The 15,852-nt window shown below is 40.8% G+C and carries 14 protein-coding genes; 1 reads left to right on the top strand and 13 read right to left on the bottom strand.

All coding sequences use genetic code 11. The annotated features are described in order from the left end of the window. Positions 1 to 5: 5 nt before the first annotated feature. The 12 genes from D8802_RS10150 to D8802_RS06545 form a co-directional block, all read right to left on the bottom strand. Positions 6 to 152 carry a hypothetical protein gene (locus tag D8802_RS10150; protein ID WP_185758212.1) on the bottom strand — a complete coding sequence of 49 codons (147 nt, stop codon included), beginning with the start codon at positions 150 to 152 and terminating at the stop codon, positions 6 to 8. A 42-nt stretch (positions 153 to 194) separates the two neighbouring features. Continuing rightward, a complete protein-coding gene (gene grpE / locus D8802_RS06595; protein WP_061454553.1) occupies positions 195 to 710 on the bottom strand; it encodes a nucleotide exchange factor GrpE in 516 nt (171 codons plus the stop codon). 38 nt (positions 711 to 748) lie between these two features. Continuing rightward, entirely contained in the window at positions 749 to 1,783 is a 1,035-nt protein-coding gene (gene hrcA / locus D8802_RS06590) for a heat-inducible transcriptional repressor HrcA (RefSeq protein WP_125395245.1), read from the bottom strand. Between the two features lie 160 nt (positions 1,784 to 1,943). After that, a complete protein-coding gene (locus tag D8802_RS06585; protein ID WP_125395244.1) occupies positions 1,944 to 2,459 on the bottom strand; it encodes a DUF2812 domain-containing protein in 516 nt (171 codons plus the stop codon). Between the two features lie 33 nt (positions 2,460 to 2,492). After that, positions 2,493 to 3,068 (bottom strand): DUF2812 domain-containing protein, encoded by a 576-nt coding sequence (locus D8802_RS10440; protein ID WP_125395289.1) that lies wholly within the window; start codon positions 3,066 to 3,068, stop codon positions 2,493 to 2,495. Beyond that, positions 3,068 to 3,388, bottom strand: coding sequence for a PadR family transcriptional regulator (locus D8802_RS06575; protein WP_042768018.1), 321 nt, complete (start codon positions 3,386 to 3,388; stop codon positions 3,068 to 3,070). Before D8802_RS06575 ends, D8802_RS10440 begins: the two co-directional genes overlap by 1 nt. 112 nt (positions 3,389 to 3,500) lie before the next feature. Next, complete coding sequence (gene glnA / locus D8802_RS06570; RefSeq protein WP_001122884.1) at positions 3,501 to 4,847, bottom strand: type I glutamate--ammonia ligase; 1,347 nt, start codon at positions 4,845 to 4,847, stop codon at positions 3,501 to 3,503. A 36-nt stretch (positions 4,848 to 4,883) separates the two neighbouring features. Next, the gene (gene glnR / locus D8802_RS06565) at positions 4,884 to 5,240 is read right to left on the bottom strand and encodes a transcriptional repressor GlnR (protein ID WP_000664331.1); all 357 of its coding nucleotides are present in this window, start codon (positions 5,238 to 5,240) and stop codon (positions 4,884 to 4,886) included. A 76-nt stretch (positions 5,241 to 5,316) separates the two neighbouring features. After that, positions 5,317 to 5,844: an FUSC family protein gene (locus D8802_RS06560; protein ID WP_125395243.1), complete on the bottom strand. Its 528-nt coding sequence runs from the start codon at positions 5,842 to 5,844 to the stop codon at positions 5,317 to 5,319. Positions 5,845 to 5,979: 135 nt separating this feature from the next. Further along, the gene (locus tag D8802_RS06555; protein WP_125395242.1) at positions 5,980 to 7,179 is read right to left on the bottom strand and encodes a phosphoglycerate kinase; all 1,200 of its coding nucleotides are present in this window, start codon (positions 7,177 to 7,179) and stop codon (positions 5,980 to 5,982) included. Between the two features lie 336 nt (positions 7,180 to 7,515). Beyond that, positions 7,516 to 8,244 (bottom strand): hypothetical protein, encoded by a 729-nt coding sequence (locus D8802_RS06550; RefSeq protein WP_125395241.1) that lies wholly within the window; start codon positions 8,242 to 8,244, stop codon positions 7,516 to 7,518. Positions 8,245 to 8,744: 500 nt separating this feature from the next. Next, positions 8,745 to 13,469: an endo-beta-N-acetylglucosaminidase gene (locus D8802_RS06545; protein ID WP_125395240.1), complete on the bottom strand. Its 4,725-nt coding sequence runs from the start codon at positions 13,467 to 13,469 to the stop codon at positions 8,745 to 8,747. Positions 13,470 to 13,810: 341 nt separating this feature from the next. On the opposite strand from D8802_RS06545, the gene D8802_RS06540 reads away from it, so the two are divergent. After that, positions 13,811 to 15,442, top strand: coding sequence for a Na/Pi cotransporter family protein (locus D8802_RS06540; protein ID WP_125395239.1), 1,632 nt, complete (start codon positions 13,811 to 13,813; stop codon positions 15,440 to 15,442). A gap of 97 nt (positions 15,443 to 15,539) precedes the next feature. Here D8802_RS06540 and D8802_RS06535 read toward each other — a convergent pair whose 3' ends face one another. Next, the gene (locus tag D8802_RS06535) at positions 15,540 to 15,836 is read right to left on the bottom strand and encodes a bacteriocin immunity family protein (protein ID WP_125395238.1); all 297 of its coding nucleotides are present in this window, start codon (positions 15,834 to 15,836) and stop codon (positions 15,540 to 15,542) included. Between the last annotated feature and the right edge of the window lie 16 nt (positions 15,837 to 15,852).

Below are 15,852 nucleotides of genomic sequence, written 5' to 3'. Positions count from 1 at the left end.
CGCCGTCAGAGCTTGACTTCGTCAATCTCTTTGACTAAACTTTGAGCCTCAGGTCTCAAAGTTTGCGAAAATACCGCCACGGCGAAGAGTATCGCCTTTGGTTCGCTACGCTCACTATTGGTAAAGCCGAACCGTTTCTTATCTTTCTTCATAGTTTATTGTCGTTTCGGACAAGGTTTTTTAGGTTTTCTAGCCTAGTTATAAACCACCACCATGGCTGGGCGTAGGATACGGTCATGGAGTTTGTAGCCTTTTTGGAAAACTTGGGCGATGGTGTCTGCTGGGTGTTCATCGTCTGCTGGGAGAGTTTGGATAGCCATATGATAGTTATGGTCAAATTCACCATCAGCTGCGATTTCTTCGATTCCTTCTTCTTTCAAAGCGTGAATCAAGCTCTCTTGCACCATCTCCAATCCTTTTTTGACATCGTCTGTCAATCCTTCAACTGCAAGTGCACGTTCTAGGTTGTCGAGCGATGGTAAGATTGCTTTTGCTAAGTCTTGACTACGATAGCGTTGCAAGTTTTGACGTTCTTCATTGGCACGGCGTTGAATATTTTGCATTTCTGCATGAGCGCGAAGGTATTTATTTTCGAACTCGTCCGCACGTTCATTTGCCAAGTCTAGCTCTGACTTTTCAGGAGTTGTTTCTTCAGTTGTTTCAACAACTTCCTCTTCTTTTACTTCTTCGTTTTTTATTTCCTCAGACATTTTTCGCCTCCTTTTTAGGAATTTGTGTAATTTCATGTTTAACTCACCTCATAATGATTACTATTCAAATAGCGGTAGAAATCTGTGAGTTTCATAGTTAGGACTCGATTGACAACATTGAGTTGGTTGATTAGTTGCTGGTAATCCAGATTGACTGGACCGATAATCGCCAGAATTCCAAAACCACGATAAGGGATGAGGAATTTACTACTAATCACAGCTAGGTCGGCTAGACAGGATTCTTGACTGTCCGCAACACGAACGTTTTGCATCTGATCCTCATGCAGACCCTCACGAATCTCCAGAGCCACCTTTTGCGGTTGATCAAAGAACTGATAGGCTGCTAGATTAGCAAAATTCAAGAGATTGACCTTGCCCGCCACCACAATATTTTCGTTAAACATTTCTTTAAAAATGTGTTCAAAGAGATCGATGACATTGTCCGTTGTTGTGAAGTAACGCTGGATAATCTGCGGAATCTCCGTCCGAATCTTGTAGTGAATATCCAGAACAGTATGACCGAGGAAACGTTCCTGAATGATGCTCTTCAGTTTCAGCAAGTCTTCCTGCAAGAAGTTCCTTGGAATCAAAAACTGACTAGTAACCGTTCGAGACTCGTCTAGGGTGAAAACTGCAAGAGCAGTGTGTTGTCCTAGAACGACAATATCGAAAGCCGTCAGGCGCTGTCTACTTGGCTCAACATCCAGAGCCACTACCGTACAGCCGCTCAAGTCTGTCAGTAGATTAGCAGCCTCTTGCAGAATATCCTCCAGTTTAAAGAATTCCTGATCAAAGGCTTTGACAATCTCGTATACCTCATTTTCAGCCAGTCTGTCAAAATCCAGTGAGTGTTTCACATAGTATTGAAAACCAGCGACACTTGGCATCCGACCACTGGAAGTATGAGCTTTTTCAAGCAAACCTTGCTTTTCTAGAGCCGCCATATCATTACGAATGGTAGCACTACTAGAGCTGATAGACTCTTGCAAGGCTTTGGATCCGACAGGTTCGTGCGTTTTGGTAAAGATGTCAATAATCAGATTTAAAATATCCTGCTGACGCTCTGTAACCATCTCATCACTCCTCTCTGTCAGATCGATTAGCACTCAATACATCTAAGTGCTAACTCATGATTCTATTATACACCCTTAGAAGAGAATGTCAAGACAAAAACTCAAAAAATTAGCACTCTTTTGCCAAGAGTGCTAAAAATCAGTCTAAAGACCTAGAATCTTACTTTTTATCTACTTGGTATTTTCTTTTTAGTCTGAAATAACCATAGATTAGATAAGAAAACATAAGGACATATAGGACAAAGATTACAAAGAAGGATTGAGAAAGGGTTTCTCGATATAGAACCAAACAAGCAAGGAAACCTCCTAAAAGAGCTGTTATACTAGCACGAAGCCTAAGAATCACCAGCACCCATCTAAACTTAAGATCCTTGCAGAAAACCTCATCATCAGGAAGCAAATCAGAAACTGCTTTACGAAACACCAGATACGAGCCAATCTCTACAAGTTCCCAACCACCGTCTTTCAGATTTCCTAGTTGATGATGATACTTTTTACCCAACTTTTTATCAAATACACGGTAAAGTACATCTTCCGGTTGACACTCTTCAAAATAGAAAAAACCAAAACGACTAGTTCTATAACTCCAACCTTTCAAATGCATCTCATGTAAATATTCTTCTTCCTTGTCCAAATCAAGAATAGTGAAAATTTGAAATTCTACTCTGCTATTCATTGTCTTACCTCCAAATTCGAAAAAGGCATTGTTTTATTTATCAGATAATTCATTCCACTTTTGAAACAATCTCCAAAAAATATAAGAAATCTGAATCGCAAAAACTATCAATAAAACCCAATCTATTATAAAAATCAAAAATACTTCCCAACTGAAAGAACTACCTCCACTGACAAACTTTGAGAAAACCGGTAGTAGAGCTGAAAAAAGAATCAAAATAGGTAGCATCCGCATTATTAAAATCCGTTTGACCATGGCTAACTTCCCAGTAGCGTCATTATAGATTTCAAACTCGGCATCCAACTCAATTCCAGAACGAAGCTTTCTAAAGTAGGAAAAGCCATTAAAGTCTGTAATATGCTCCCAGCCACAGTCTTTAAATAGTTGTAAATAGGAGGCTCTCTCTGATTTTTTCATGGGATAAAAATCCAACTGATAAGACACCTGCTCCGGTTGGCACTTTTCAAAAGTGTACTTAACCGCAACTACTAAGTTAGAGTAACTCACTTCCTTAAGTTTCCAACCCTTAGCATGCATTTCCCCAAGGTATAAGGCCTCTCTATCATAATCTGCAATTGTAGATATCCGATATACAACCTTCTTTTCCATCATACTTCCTCCCGACTGTTTCTATAGAGCCGTTCAATACGTTTCAATTCAATCTCCAAAACCTTTCGTCCCAAATCTGTTATCTGATAGATTTTCCGTTTTTCCTCCTCTCGGACAAAGGAGATCAAGCCATCCTTTTCCATTTTTGACAAGGTTCCATACATAGTTCCAGGACTAATCAAAACTTGTGAATCTGTCATCTCCTTGACCTTTTGTGTAATACTATAACCATGACGTTCCTTTTGTAGACAGAACAAGATATAAAAACCTGTTTCAGTCATGGGAAGGTAAACACGCCTGATCTTATCTGTTAATTCCATTTAACCACACCTCCTATTTAATTCGATACATCGCACTTCGTTATATAAAATATATCACAGTTCGATATAAAATGCAAAAAAAGACTGCACTCAGGCAATCTTTCTTCTATCATTAATAAAGGTCTAGATAATTATCGACTTCCCATTGTGATACAAAGGTTGCATAGCTAGCCCACTCGATACGCTTAGCTTCAAGGAAGCTAGTGTAGATGTGGTCACCTAGGGCAGCCTTGACCACTTCGTCCTCAGTCAAAGCTTTCAAAGCATTGTGAAGCGTTGATGGAAGGTCGGTGATTCCAGCTTCCTTACGCTCTTCTGCTGTCATGATGTAGATATTTTCTTCGATAGGAGCTGGTGCTTCGATTTTGTTTTCAATACCATGCAAACCAACTTCCAAAAGAACAGCCATAGCGATGTATGGGTTTGCCATCGGATCCACTGAACGCAACTCGAGACGAGTTCCCATACCACGTGAAGCCGGCACGCGCACAAGTGGCGAACGGTTACGACCAGCCCAAGCAATGTAAACAGGTGCTTCATAACCTGGAACCAAACGTTTGTATGAGTTAACTGTTGGGTTCATGATAGCAGTATAGTTGTAAGCATGCTTGATCAAACCACCAAGGAAATGATAGGCCGTTTCAGACAACTGCATTCCTTTTGGATCGTTTGGATCAAAGAAGGCATTGTTACCTTCTGCATCAAACAAGGACATATTACAGTGCATACCTGATCCGGCGATACCAAATTTTGGTTTCGCCATAAAGGTTGCGTAAAGACCGTGTTTACGAGCAATGGTTTTTACAACAAGCTTAAAGATTTGAATCTTATCGCAGGCACGGAGAACTTCATCGTACTTAAAGTCAATCTCGTGTTGTCCAACAGCAACCTCGTGGTGACTCGCTTCTACTTCAAATCCCATTTTGGTCAAGACATTCACGATTTCACGACGCGTATTGTCTGCAAGGTCAGTAGGTGCCAAATCAAAGTAGCCACCCTTGTCATTTACTTCAAGTGTCGGGTCACCATTTTCATCCAATTTAAATAGGAAGAATTCTGGTTCTGGACCAAGGTTGAAGGATTTGAATCCCACTTCCTCCATATGACGAAGCGCACGCTTCAGATTACCACGAGGGTCACCTGCAAATGGCTCACCCTCTGTTGTATAGACATCACAGATCAAACCTGCAACACTTCCATTCTCATCTCCCCAAGGGAAGACTGTCCATGTATCCAAGTCTGGGTACAAGTACATATCTGACTCATTGATACGTACAAAACCTTCAATAGAAGATCCATCAAACATAGCCTTGTTTGACAAGACTTTATCTAACTGTTCATCTGTAGCAGGAATTTCGACGTTTTTCATCGTCCCCAAGATATCTGAAAACATGAGACGAATAAAGGTAACATTTTTTTCCTTGACTTCACGACGAATATCTGCAGCTGTGATTGGCATGGTTTTTCTCCTTAATATCTGACTACTTGCGGTTGCCTAACCGCGACCAAAAGGCGACTGTGCTGAAGCAAAGCGTCCCTGTTGGAGGAGCTCATTATGAAGCGCACGACGCACTTCCGTTGGGCTCACTGCTTTCTTGGATTTCGCCTCACGTTCAGCATATTTTTTCTTAATGGCAGCGATATTGAAACCTTCAGAGATATAATCTTTGATTTCAAGCAAACGATCCATGTCATTCAAAGAATACATGCGACGGTTCCCTTCGTTTCGATCAGGCTTTATCAACTCTTGATCTTCATAATAACGAATCTGACGCGCCGATAGATCGGTCAACTTCATCACACTGCCGATAGGAAAAACAGCCATATTTCGGCGAAATTCTCTTTCCTTCATTCACAATTTCCTTCTTTCTGTCTATTATAGTCTAAAAAAATACATACGTCAATTGATAATGTCACAAAATATAACATTATTTTCTTTTTTTCTCAAAAAGATTTCTGAAGCGATCAATATCATAATTTACGAGTATTGCGACAAAAACACCCATAAAAGTTTCAAATACACGAGCAAACACGTACAAAATCGTCTCCCCGCTCGGTATCGATAGGGTAATAATCAACATTGCTGAAACTCCACCGATAACTCCCGCCTTATTGTTCATGGCGACATTTGTCATAATGGTTAACATGGTACAAATTGGCACAATCAGCAAGGTCACCCAAAAGGCTTCTTGAAATAAGGTATTTAAGAGGAAAAAGACAAGAGCATAAAAACCTCCGATACTGTTTCCTAGAATGCGTGAAGTTCCAAAATGGACGCTCTTATCAAAACTTTCTCGTAGACTGAAGACCGCTGTCAAAGCCCCAATTTGAAGCCCCTTCCAACCAAAGAATCCAAAAATCAAGAGAACTAAAAAAACAGCAATTCCGGTTTTAAAGGTTCGCATGCCAAGTTTGAACTGTGACTTATCAAATTTATATTTTTTAAAATAACTCATAATCTCAACTTTCTATTTCCATTTTATCATAATTTAGTTGATTTTATGAGCCAAAATCAATCGGAAATGTTTTTAATTTAGACTATAAAAAAGAGGAAACAGAGTTCCTCTTTTCATCGTTTCATTTAAGAAGGCTTATTTTTCTGTAAGTGCTGCCAATCCTGGAAGAACTTTACCTTCAAGGAGTTCCATTGATGCTCCACCACCAGTAGAGATCCATGAGAACTTGTCTGCACGACCAAGGTTGATTGCTGCGGCAGCTGAGTCACCACCACCGATGATTGATTTCACGCCTGGTTGTTTCACGATAGCGTCCATCACACCGATTGTACCAGCTTGGAAGTCAGGGTTTTCAAATACACCCATTGGTCCGTTCCATACAACTGTTTTCGCACCAGTCAAGGCTTCGTCGAATTTAGCGATAGATTTAGGACCGATATCCAAACCAAGGAAACCTGGATCTACTGCTTCACCTTCAGTGTCTTTCACTTCAGTGTAATCAGCAAATGCGTTTGCTTCTTTTGAGTCAACTGGTAAGATCAATTTGCCGTTTGCTTTTTCAAGAAGAGCTTTCGCAACATCCAATTTGTCTTCTTCTACAAGTGAGTTACCAATTTCGATACCTTGTGCTTTGTAGAATGTGTAAGTCATCCCACCACCGATAAGAACTTTATCAGCTTTTTCAAGCAAGTTTTCGATAACACCGATCTTGTCTGAAACTTTTGAACCACCAAGGATAGCCACGAATGGACGTTCTGGAGCTTCAACTGCTTCTTGGATGTAGGCAATTTCGTTTTCAAGAAGGAAACCAGCAACTGCTTTTTCAACGTTTGCTGAGATACCAACGTTAGATGCGTGTGCACGGTGAGCTGTACCGAATGCATCGTTTACGANGATACCATCTCCAAGAGATGCCCAGTATTTACCAAGTTCAGGATCGTTTTTAGATTCTTTCTTGCCATCAACATCTTCGAAACGAGTGTTTTCAACCAAGAGAACTTGTCCATCTTCAAGAGCGTTAACAGCGGCTTCCAATTCAGCACCACGTGTAACACCTGGGATAAATTTAACTTCTTGTCCCAATTTAGCAGCCAAGTCAGCAGCTACAGGAGCAAGTGATTTACCTTCTTTGTCTGCTTCTTCTTTTACACGTCCAAGGTGAGAGAAGAGAATTGCACGTCCACCTTGTTCAAGGATGTACTTGATAGTTGGAAGAGCTGCAGTGATACGGTTGTCATTGGTAATCACGCCATCTTTAACAGGAACGTTGAAGTCAACACGAACGAGAACTTTTTTCCCTTTCAAGTCAACGTCTTTAACAGTCAATTTTGCCATTAGATATGACTCCTTCTTTTTTTATACGTGTTAATTATATCACAAAATCAACAAAAGAGATAGCAAAACCCTAAACTTTTCTAGTTCTTTTACCACTGTAAAAATTGACTCGTCTACCTGTAGACTTTATCTTAGCAAACTTTATTTCTTTTCCTTAAAATAGTAGAACAAGGTAAAAACTGTAATCCCATTTAAGACTGTATAATTCATTTAATCAAATTTAATAACTAGTTTTAAAAATATTGTTTTAGCGTTACAAAAGACTGGCTTTCAATTAATTTTCAGATTACTTTATTTTGTATATTAAAAGAGTCGGTTCCGTTCAATTTATCTTATCTAATATTCCTTACTCTCCCACTTTTTTCTCTTCCACCTCTCACATCTCCACTTCTTACTCTCCCACTTCTGACTATTACTCCTTAATTTAAAAAGATCTGTTCCTTTCAATTCTATCTTCTTGTTGGCAAGTATAAAATTCTCAATACACTCTACTTGTTCATCTGTAATTTTTTTACACCTGAAGTTACTCCTACCACGTGGTGAATGATCAAACATATCAAGGATATTTTTATCTTTTATTTCAATCAATTCTTTATGTTCAGTTTGTGGTTGGTAACTCTCCTTTGAAGCAACTACAGTATATCGTCTCTTTGCTCTACTTCTTGTTTTAGGATGATCTTTATTTGCCCTCTGGTAATGATCTTTATAAGAAAACTCATCATATTGTATTGTTGAACACTTAACATCGTTATAGTGTTCAAAAGGATTATCACCTACTTTTCCTGCTTTATCACTCTTTTCCCAATAAATTATCTCGTCTACAATAAATACTAAGTCAACAAACCACTTATCCTCTGATGGATTTCCCTGTCTTGAAAACCAAAACAAGGTATCTCCCTTTTTAAGTTGAGATGCTTTAATTTGAGTAGTTTTACAAAATGTATTCAAAAATCTTTCACTCCAAACATATGGATCTTGATTCCCTTTAAAATTATCACAGTATACACTAGTATCATCAATTTTTACTTCAATTCTATTTTGATGTAACATAATATAATTTGCCATAATATACATTCTCCTATGTCATTTTCTATTTTAAAAGAAAAAAATCTCCGTGATTCGTAAATAAAATCATAAAAATGTTATTATATCTAAATAACATCCTAGATAGATTATATAATTTACATTATTAATCGTCAATAAATCTTGTGATAAAGTTTTATTAGAATTAATGAATTCAAAGTCTTTCATAACTTTTTTATAAAATAAGATGGAAAAATCTAAAGGTACTATTACACGATTTTTAAGCCTTGAATTGTCAAATTAAATGTACTATTTTACTGAAATTTTACGGTATCAAATAAACTGATTAAAGTCCAAAAATATGAACGGATTGAATTTGGAGGTCATGTTGCTGAAAAACACTTTATGATAGCTTACAGACTAGTCAGTCTCAACTCGAAAACATTGGGATGCAAGAGTGCAAAAAAGCAACAACTATTTTTTAGCTGTTGCTTCTTGAAAAGATTTCTTTCTAATCTCAACTTAAGAAATACTATCTATTCTTAATCTTCCCTCTTTTTCAAAGCTACAAGTCCATAGCCACTCATCACTCCGAGAAGTCCAAGTACTACTAGATTCGCATCTGCCTCTGCACCTGTGTTTGGAAGTTCTTTACTTGATTCTTCAACTTTTGTTGGTGCAGCTAAAAGCGCTTGGTCCCTTGTTTGTGAGACTTGCTCTTCTTTCGTTCCTACTTCAACAATTTCTGGAAGGGCTTCCTTGAGAACCTCAATAGAATGAAGGGTGCGTTTGCCCTGAGCATCAACTTCTACAAAGCGACGAACTTGACCTTCAACTCCTGCTTGAACTAGCTGACGTTGTCCTTTGAGAAGGGCTGCATTTGGTCGTTCTTGACGTTCGAAGGCAAGTGGTTTTTCTTCAATTTCAAGAGTTGGTTTCTCGTGAACTAAATCTTTTACACCTTCAGCTGGTTGGTTACTTGAGAGAACTTTTGTTCCAACTTCGGTGATTTCTGGGATTGCTTCCTTGACAACTTCTGTCGAACGAAGGGTACGATTGCCTTGAGCATCTACTTCTACTAGACGACGAATTTGGCCTTCCTCTCCTTTTTGGACAAGTTGACGTTGACCTTTGAGGAGGGCTGCATTTTGTCTTTCTTGACGTTCAAAGGCTGTTGTTTCAGTTTCAACAACTAGTTCAGGGAGGGCTTCAACTGTTGGGGCTACTTCACTTGGATCCATGCTACCAACGTGGTGGCTTTCTTCTGCAGGAGCTAGTTTCTTATTCAGCCTTTCTTTCATGTCCGCATAAGCTTGAGGAGTTGGCGTTTGTGAAGATAACAAAGCTTCTGCTTGGGCAATCAACTCAGCTTGAGAATCTTTTTCACGAACTTTTGTCAACAAGCCTTCCAATTCTTCTCTAGCAGTTTGATAACGTTGATTTCCATCCAGGTCTGCTCCTGCTTGTTTCAACTCATTCAAAGCCTGGTTGACTTCTTCTTGGCTAGCATTGTGGTTTTCTGCTACAGCTTTCGCTGCATTGAGCTTCTCTACTAGTGCTGCTTGTTTGTCCTCACTTGAGAAGGTGTAGGCAAGGGTTGACTGACGGCCTTGGGCAGCGGTGATTTCTTGTTTAAGGTACTCATCATTGACAGCTGCTTTTGGAGAAACCAAGACATCAAACTCAGCGGTGTGCCCCTTGTAATGCAAGGTCAAGGTCTGACGACCAGTCTTTTGAGCATCGTAGTCCGTAATTTCAACACCTTGATCTGTGAAGGCACTGCTTTCTTCTGTCTCATCATCATAGAGAACGCTGAAGCGACCTTCTGCGAGATCCAGTTGCTCTCCTACTAGATAGTCCGTTTTCGGTTTCTGAGCAATGTACAATCCTGCTACTTCTTTCGGTTTCGCTTGGTTTTGTCCTGCCACTTGTACCTTCAAGCCACCAGTAATCGGAAGTCCAAGGTAGCTGACTGTGAGCTTCTGTTCCCCTTTTTGATGAGCGTCGTAGCCAGATACTGTCACACCTGAGTGAGTAAGGTTAATCAGTTCATCGGCTTGCCCCCCTTCGTATTGAACACGGAGAGTGCCGCCTCTAAGGTCAAGTTTTTCTCCCTCTTTATAAACTGTCTTCTTAGGCCCTTTTTCAAGACTAACTGCAGCAATTTTTCTCTCATCCTGCGGAATCGCTACTGCCAAGGTGTTACTGATTTCTTTGCCAGGTAGTTGGGTACGATAGTAGAGGAGAGTTGCTTGCTTGTCAAAGCCCAATGGTGCTGTTGCCAGGTCGCCTCCAGTTTCAGACTTCAAAGTTGCAATCGGTGTTTGTGAATCTGCCTTGTCGTAAACAGTGATAGTTGCACCCGCTGGAACATCAGAGAAGCCTAGTTGAACTTGATGGTTTCCAAGTGAACGGGCTACTACCTTAGCCATTGGAATATTTTGGCTTTCTGTATCTAGTGTTTCGTACATCTTCCAGTTATAGATACGAATGGCTTTCCAAGGTGTTCCGTTATCTGAAGTGATAACTTTTAGACGCCAGTCTTGAGCGGTGATTGGTTTGTCAAGAGTGATGTCTGTAACGTGCGCTTTGTTGCCACGGACTTCCTTAGCTAGTTTCCATTGACCATCCGCATCTTTATAATAAAGATCAAAGTCCTTGGTATTCATCAAACCGTCGTTTACGGATTCTCCACCAGCTCCCGCATGATCCATGACCCATCTAACAACACGACGTGGTTGGGTCAAACGAATATCCACACTACCGCTCAACTGAGCTGAAGACCACTTGTCTGACAGGCTAGTAATGGTACCGTTCAACATACCTTCAATACCTTCTCCACCTTCAGTATTTGGGAAAGTGCTACCGATAACCTTTGCACCTGGAACGATATTTTCAGCTAAAGGTCTTGGTAGAGTTGTATCCTGAACTGTCATCCCCCAGTTAAAGGATACCGTCGCCGCTTCAGAACGAAGTCCATTTTTACCAACTGCAACGACCTTCAATTCTTGAGTCCTACCAGTCGCATTAGCAGAGCGGCTAACTTTTGGCAAGTAGATGGTTGAAGCAGATGAACCTGTCAACAAACGCCAGTTATCCCCATCTTTTTCGTAGACTTCATAGAAATCCGCATCTTGGTTACCTGCAAACTGGACAACTGCTTCAGCTTCTTGGGCGTTCTTTAGAGATTGTTTCACCACTGAGAGTCCGGTCGGGGCTTGTGGTGCTTGGTGATTGTCCGAAATTGTTAATTGACCTAGGTTGAACTGATAATCTTTTACAGCCCCTTCATGTTCGAAGAAGAGTTTGACTGCATAAATGGTTTTACCTGCTAGTGAGCTGAGGTCAAATTCTTCATTCTTCCAGTCATCAGAGAGAGTTAGTTCTTTCCATGCGTCTGCATCCTCAAATTTGTAGTCTGGAGTCGTAGAGAAGGCCATATAAACTTTAGAGCCTTTTCCTCCCTTGTGGGCAACACGAAGTTTGGTTTTCTCAGTTACTTCTAGTTTGGTAGAATACAAATTCACATCCTGGTCCGTCTTGCCAGCTACATCACCTGAGAATTTAAGGGAGTTCCCACCATTATAGGCGTCTGTAAAGTCGTATTCTGCACGAAGTTTTTCCCCCGTTGAAGTCTGCCACCAGCGCCATGTTGGCAAGACACCTGAAACAGAACGGTAGTTCCACTCAGAATCCTTAGAAACTTTACCGTCTACAAACCATTTTCTACCATGACCTGTATTAAAGGAGGTCGTGAAGGTGCGTCCTACTGCTGGTGTACGGTCCGCAACTAAATTGGCAATCCCATACCACTCTTTGTCAGCTGGTTTTTGAGCCGTTGGATCTCCTTGGTGGCCTGTGAAGAAGATATCTTCGTTCTTGTGGTAGTCTTCGCCTGTTTTTCCTAGACTGGTAATCGTATCTGGTGCAAAGAGTCCAAGTGACAAACGCAACTTGCCCTTTTCATCTAAGAGGGCATCCCATTTGACTTTGGTCTTATAAGAGCCACCTTGTTGCAATTCCAAACCTGCAAAGACATCATATTGACTACGTTCTAGCCATTTAGCCATCTCTACGGAGTGGTCATTCTTTTCCTTGTTCCAGTTGAAGTTGGCGAAGAATTGATCGGCAGGGACCTTGTCACCTTCTTTTTGCATAAACTGGTAGTTGTAATCACCAAGACCATCTTCGTGGTAACGCCCGTATTTATAGGTCATGGCATCGTACCAAGCATACTTGATTGGATGGTTGACTTTGGCTGCGTATTCTTTTGTATAGAGCATGAATTGGCGCATCTTTTCACCAAGAGGTTCTACCAATTCACCCGTTGTTTCCTGGTTGATGAAATAGCCATCAAATCCGTAATACTTAGCAAGATCGACAAGTTTTCGTGCGATAGGGAAAGTGCCATCTTCATCTTGTTTCAAGGCAGCAGCAAATTTCTCTTGGTCGGCAATGCTGTTTGACCAGTTGAAAAAGAGTGTTCCATAAACGGGAACTCCGTTGCGGTGCCCTGCATCAATGATATCTGGAGTTGGAACTAGACCTTCCCAGAAGACCATTGAATCCAAGTATTGCCAGTAATCAAAGGCGTAGGCCTTGAATTCCTCTCCACCGACAGAAGCGTGGTCTTTGGCCTTTGAGTTGGTATTTGCCAGTGCTTGAACCTTGGCTCTTCTGCTTGCTTTTTCATTAACCAACTGACCTCTATGGCGCTTGGCAAGCTCAACTGATGAACGGTTAATGGGATCGTCCTCACGCGCACCCGGTTCCCATTTCAGCAAATCTTCCCATGTATCAAATTTGATTTCTTTTGGTCGGAGACTCTTTTCTTCATTTTTAGGAACGTCTGCTAGAGTTGGTTTATCGGCTTTCTTCTCAGCTATTTGAGGAGCTTCCTCTGATTTGACGCCTTCTTTATCAGATAATGGAGCTGTTTCCTCAACTTTTTCTGTCGGAGTTGGCTTTGTTTCTTCTTTTTCGTTAACCAGATCCGTTATTGCTGGAGTGTTTTCTGAAATTGGTTGCTCAGCTACTTTGTTCTCAGTTTCCTCTAATTGTTTTTCGATAGCTGCAGTATCTGGATTAGTTGTCTCATTAGTACTTGTAGCTTGAGCGCTCGTATTTGCAGCTGTTTCAGGGACTGCGACCTGTTCGGCAAGAGCTGGGCTCGCGAATAGAGCTGAACCAATCATCAAGGAACAAGCCCCGATTGACAGCTTACGAATACTGTAACGGCAACGTTTTTCAAAAAATAGATCTTTCATCTTATCCTCCTAATAAAATATAAAGTAAGCGCTTCACTCTTTTGATAAAAAGTAACTGTTCTCAGTGCACACCACCAGAACAGGATCATCTTCATTTTATCCTATATGAAAGCGTTGTCAATCTATTTTACGCATAAACTATAACTAGGATAAGAAACGGTTTAATTTGGATATAATCCTTGCAGACATTTATACTTGAGGTAAGAACTCTATTTAAGGAAGAAATTTAAAAAAGTTAGCGATTTCTTACTAAAATATCAAGAAAACACTTGTGGGATTTCCTATTATCCTTTAAAATAGAATAGGAGAAATTCCGCGATTATTTTTCGGAGGAAAAAGAAATGTCCATTAATTGGCAGGAAATTTTATTTCACTTTTTAGGAGGTCTAGGACTGTTTTTATACAGTATCAAGACCATGGGAGACGGTTTGCAACAAGCTGCTGGAGATCGCCTTCGTTTTTACATTGACAAGTACACCAGCAATCCCTTTTTAGGTGTTCTAGTCGGGATTGTCGTAACTGCCCTGATTCAATCAAGTACAGGGGTTACAGTTATCACGGTTGGACTGGTCAGCGCTAGTCTTCTCACTCTTAGACAGGCTATCGGAATTATCATGGGAGCCAACATCGGAACCACCGTTACTTCCTTTATCATCGGTTTCAAACTAGGCGAGTATGCTTTACCTCTGATTTTCCTTGGAACCATGTTCCTCTTCTTTACAAAAAACAGAACAGCAAACAATATCGGGCGCATCCTGTTTGGTGTCGGGGGAATCTTTTACGCCCTTAATCTCATCAGTGCCGGTATGAGCCCACTTAAAGATTTACCACAATTCAAGGAGTATATGGTCACTTTGGGACAAAATCCCATTTTAGGAGTGGTGGCCGGTGCAGTGATTACCGTCCTCATCCAGGCCTCTTCTGCAACTATCGGGATTCTACAAGGACTCTATGCAGGTAACTTCCTTGACCTTAAAGGTTCACTACCAGTTCTCTTCGGGGATAATATCGGAACAACCCTAACCGTTATCATCGCGGCAGCTGGAGCCAATGTCTCTGCAAAGCGCGTTGCAGCAACCCACGTTACCTTTAACGTTCTAGGAACTATTCTTTGCTTGATCTTATTAGGCCCCTTCACTGCTATGATCGAGTACTTCCAGGCACTCCTTCACCTCTCACCTGAGATGACCATCGCCTTCTCTCACGGTGCCTTTAACGTAAGTAACACCATTGTACAATTTCCATTCATCGGAGCCTTGGCCTACTTTGTAACCAAGCTCATCCCTGGTGAAGACGAGGTTGTCAAGTACGAGCCTCTTTATCTCGACGAACAACTTATCCAACAATCTCCTTCTATCGCCCTCGGAAATGCCAAAAAAGAACTTTTGCACTTAGGGAACTATGCAGCAAAAGCTTTTGACCTTTCTTATAACTATATCATCGGTTTGGATGAAAAGGTAGCTGAAAAAGGGCACAAGACAGAGGAAGCCATTAACACCATCGATGAAAAACTCACTCGTTACCTCATCAGGCTCTCAAGCGAATCCTTGAGCCAAAAGGAAAGCGAAGTGTTGACTAACATCCTTGATTCATCTCGTGATTTGGAACGTATTGGGGACCACGCAGAAGGCTTGCTCAACCTAACAGACTACCTCCAACGCAAAGATGTTCATTTCTCTGAAGCAGCTTTGGAGGAGTTAGCTGAGATTTATCAAGCAACAACTGCATTTATCAAAGATGCACTTGATAGTGTGGAAAATAACGATATTGAAAAAGCTCAAAGTCTGATTGAACGCCATAAAGAAATCAACAATATGGAACGTGTTCTCAGAAAGACCCACATCAAACGCCTTAACAAGGGCGAGTGTTCAACACAAGCTGGGGTCAACTTTATCGACATCATTTCTCACTACACTCGTGTATCTGACCACGCTATGAACCTAGCTGAAAAGGTCATCGCTGAACAAATCTAATAACCAAAAAGCTATCCTGAATGGGATGGCTTTTTTCGTCTCCTCATCAAGCATGTCTTTTCTGACATATAAAAAAATGCTTTGATTCTCAATGGAATCAAAGCATTTTAAAGAGTTCTCCAAACATGATAGCAGAAACTGCAGTGCCTCTGTACTTGGCTTCTTCTCTTTTGATAAAGCGAGCCAAATTGATCAATTCAGGTGCTGGGTGTTTGGGATTTCTGAACAGTTCAAGATTGACCAGACCTGAGAGACGGACTGCTAGTAATTGCTCATTTGTAGTAGGTAGTTTTTTAGCAGTCTCTAGGAGAGCAGCGACTAAATCGTCACTCAAGCCCTGACGAGCATGGTTGTAGAGATCTTTTATAAGGCTTTCTAGGTTTGGTTCTGCCATTCCGAGCACCTCTCTT

Source organism: Streptococcus oralis (assembly GCF_003943395.1).
Taxonomy (GTDB): Bacteria; Bacillota; Bacilli; order Lactobacillales; family Streptococcaceae; genus Streptococcus; species Streptococcus oralis_BF.
This window is presented reverse-complemented; position numbering and strand designations above follow the sequence as displayed.

Bases quoted from the DNA above. Each gene is read 5' to 3' on its own strand.
- D8802_RS06535 (WP_125395238.1), bottom strand. From the start codon at position 15,836: ATGGCAGAACCAAACCTAGAAAGCCTTATAAAAGATCTCTACAACCAT.
- glnR (WP_000664331.1), bottom strand. From the start codon at position 5,240: ATGAAGGAAAGAGAATTTCGCCGAAATATGGCTGTTTTTCCTATCGGC.
- D8802_RS06575 (WP_042768018.1), bottom strand. From the start codon at position 3,388: ATGGAATTAACAGATAAGATCAGGCGTGTTTACCTTCCCATGACTGAA.
- grpE (WP_061454553.1), bottom strand. From the start codon at position 710: ATGTCTGAGGAAATAAAAAACGAAGAAGTAAAAGAAGAGGAAGTTGTT.
- D8802_RS06560 (WP_125395243.1), bottom strand. From the start codon at position 5,844: ATGAGTTATTTTAAAAAATATAAATTTGATAAGTCACAGTTCAAACTT.
- hrcA (WP_125395245.1), bottom strand. From the start codon at position 1,783: ATGGTTACAGAGCGTCAGCAGGATATTTTAAATCTGATTATTGACATC.
- D8802_RS06540 (WP_125395239.1), top strand. From the start codon at position 13,811: ATGTCCATTAATTGGCAGGAAATTTTATTTCACTTTTTAGGAGGTCTA.
- D8802_RS10440 (WP_125395289.1), bottom strand. From the start codon at position 3,068: ATGGAAAAGAAGGTTGTATATCGGATATCTACAATTGCAGATTATGAT.
- D8802_RS06550 (WP_125395241.1), bottom strand. From the start codon at position 8,244: ATGGCAAATTATATTATGTTACATCAAAATAGAATTGAAGTAAAAATT.
- glnA (WP_001122884.1), bottom strand. From the start codon at position 4,847: ATGCCAATCACAGCTGCAGATATTCGTCGTGAAGTCAAGGAAAAAAAT.
- D8802_RS10150 (WP_185758212.1), bottom strand. From the start codon at position 152: ATGAAGAAAGATAAGAAACGGTTCGGCTTTACCAATAGTGAGCGTAGC.
- D8802_RS06545 (WP_125395240.1), bottom strand. From the start codon at position 13,469: ATGAAAGATCTATTTTTTGAAAAACGTTGCCGTTACAGTATTCGTAAG.
- D8802_RS06585 (WP_125395244.1), bottom strand. From the start codon at position 2,459: ATGAATAGCAGAGTAGAATTTCAAATTTTCACTATTCTTGATTTGGAC.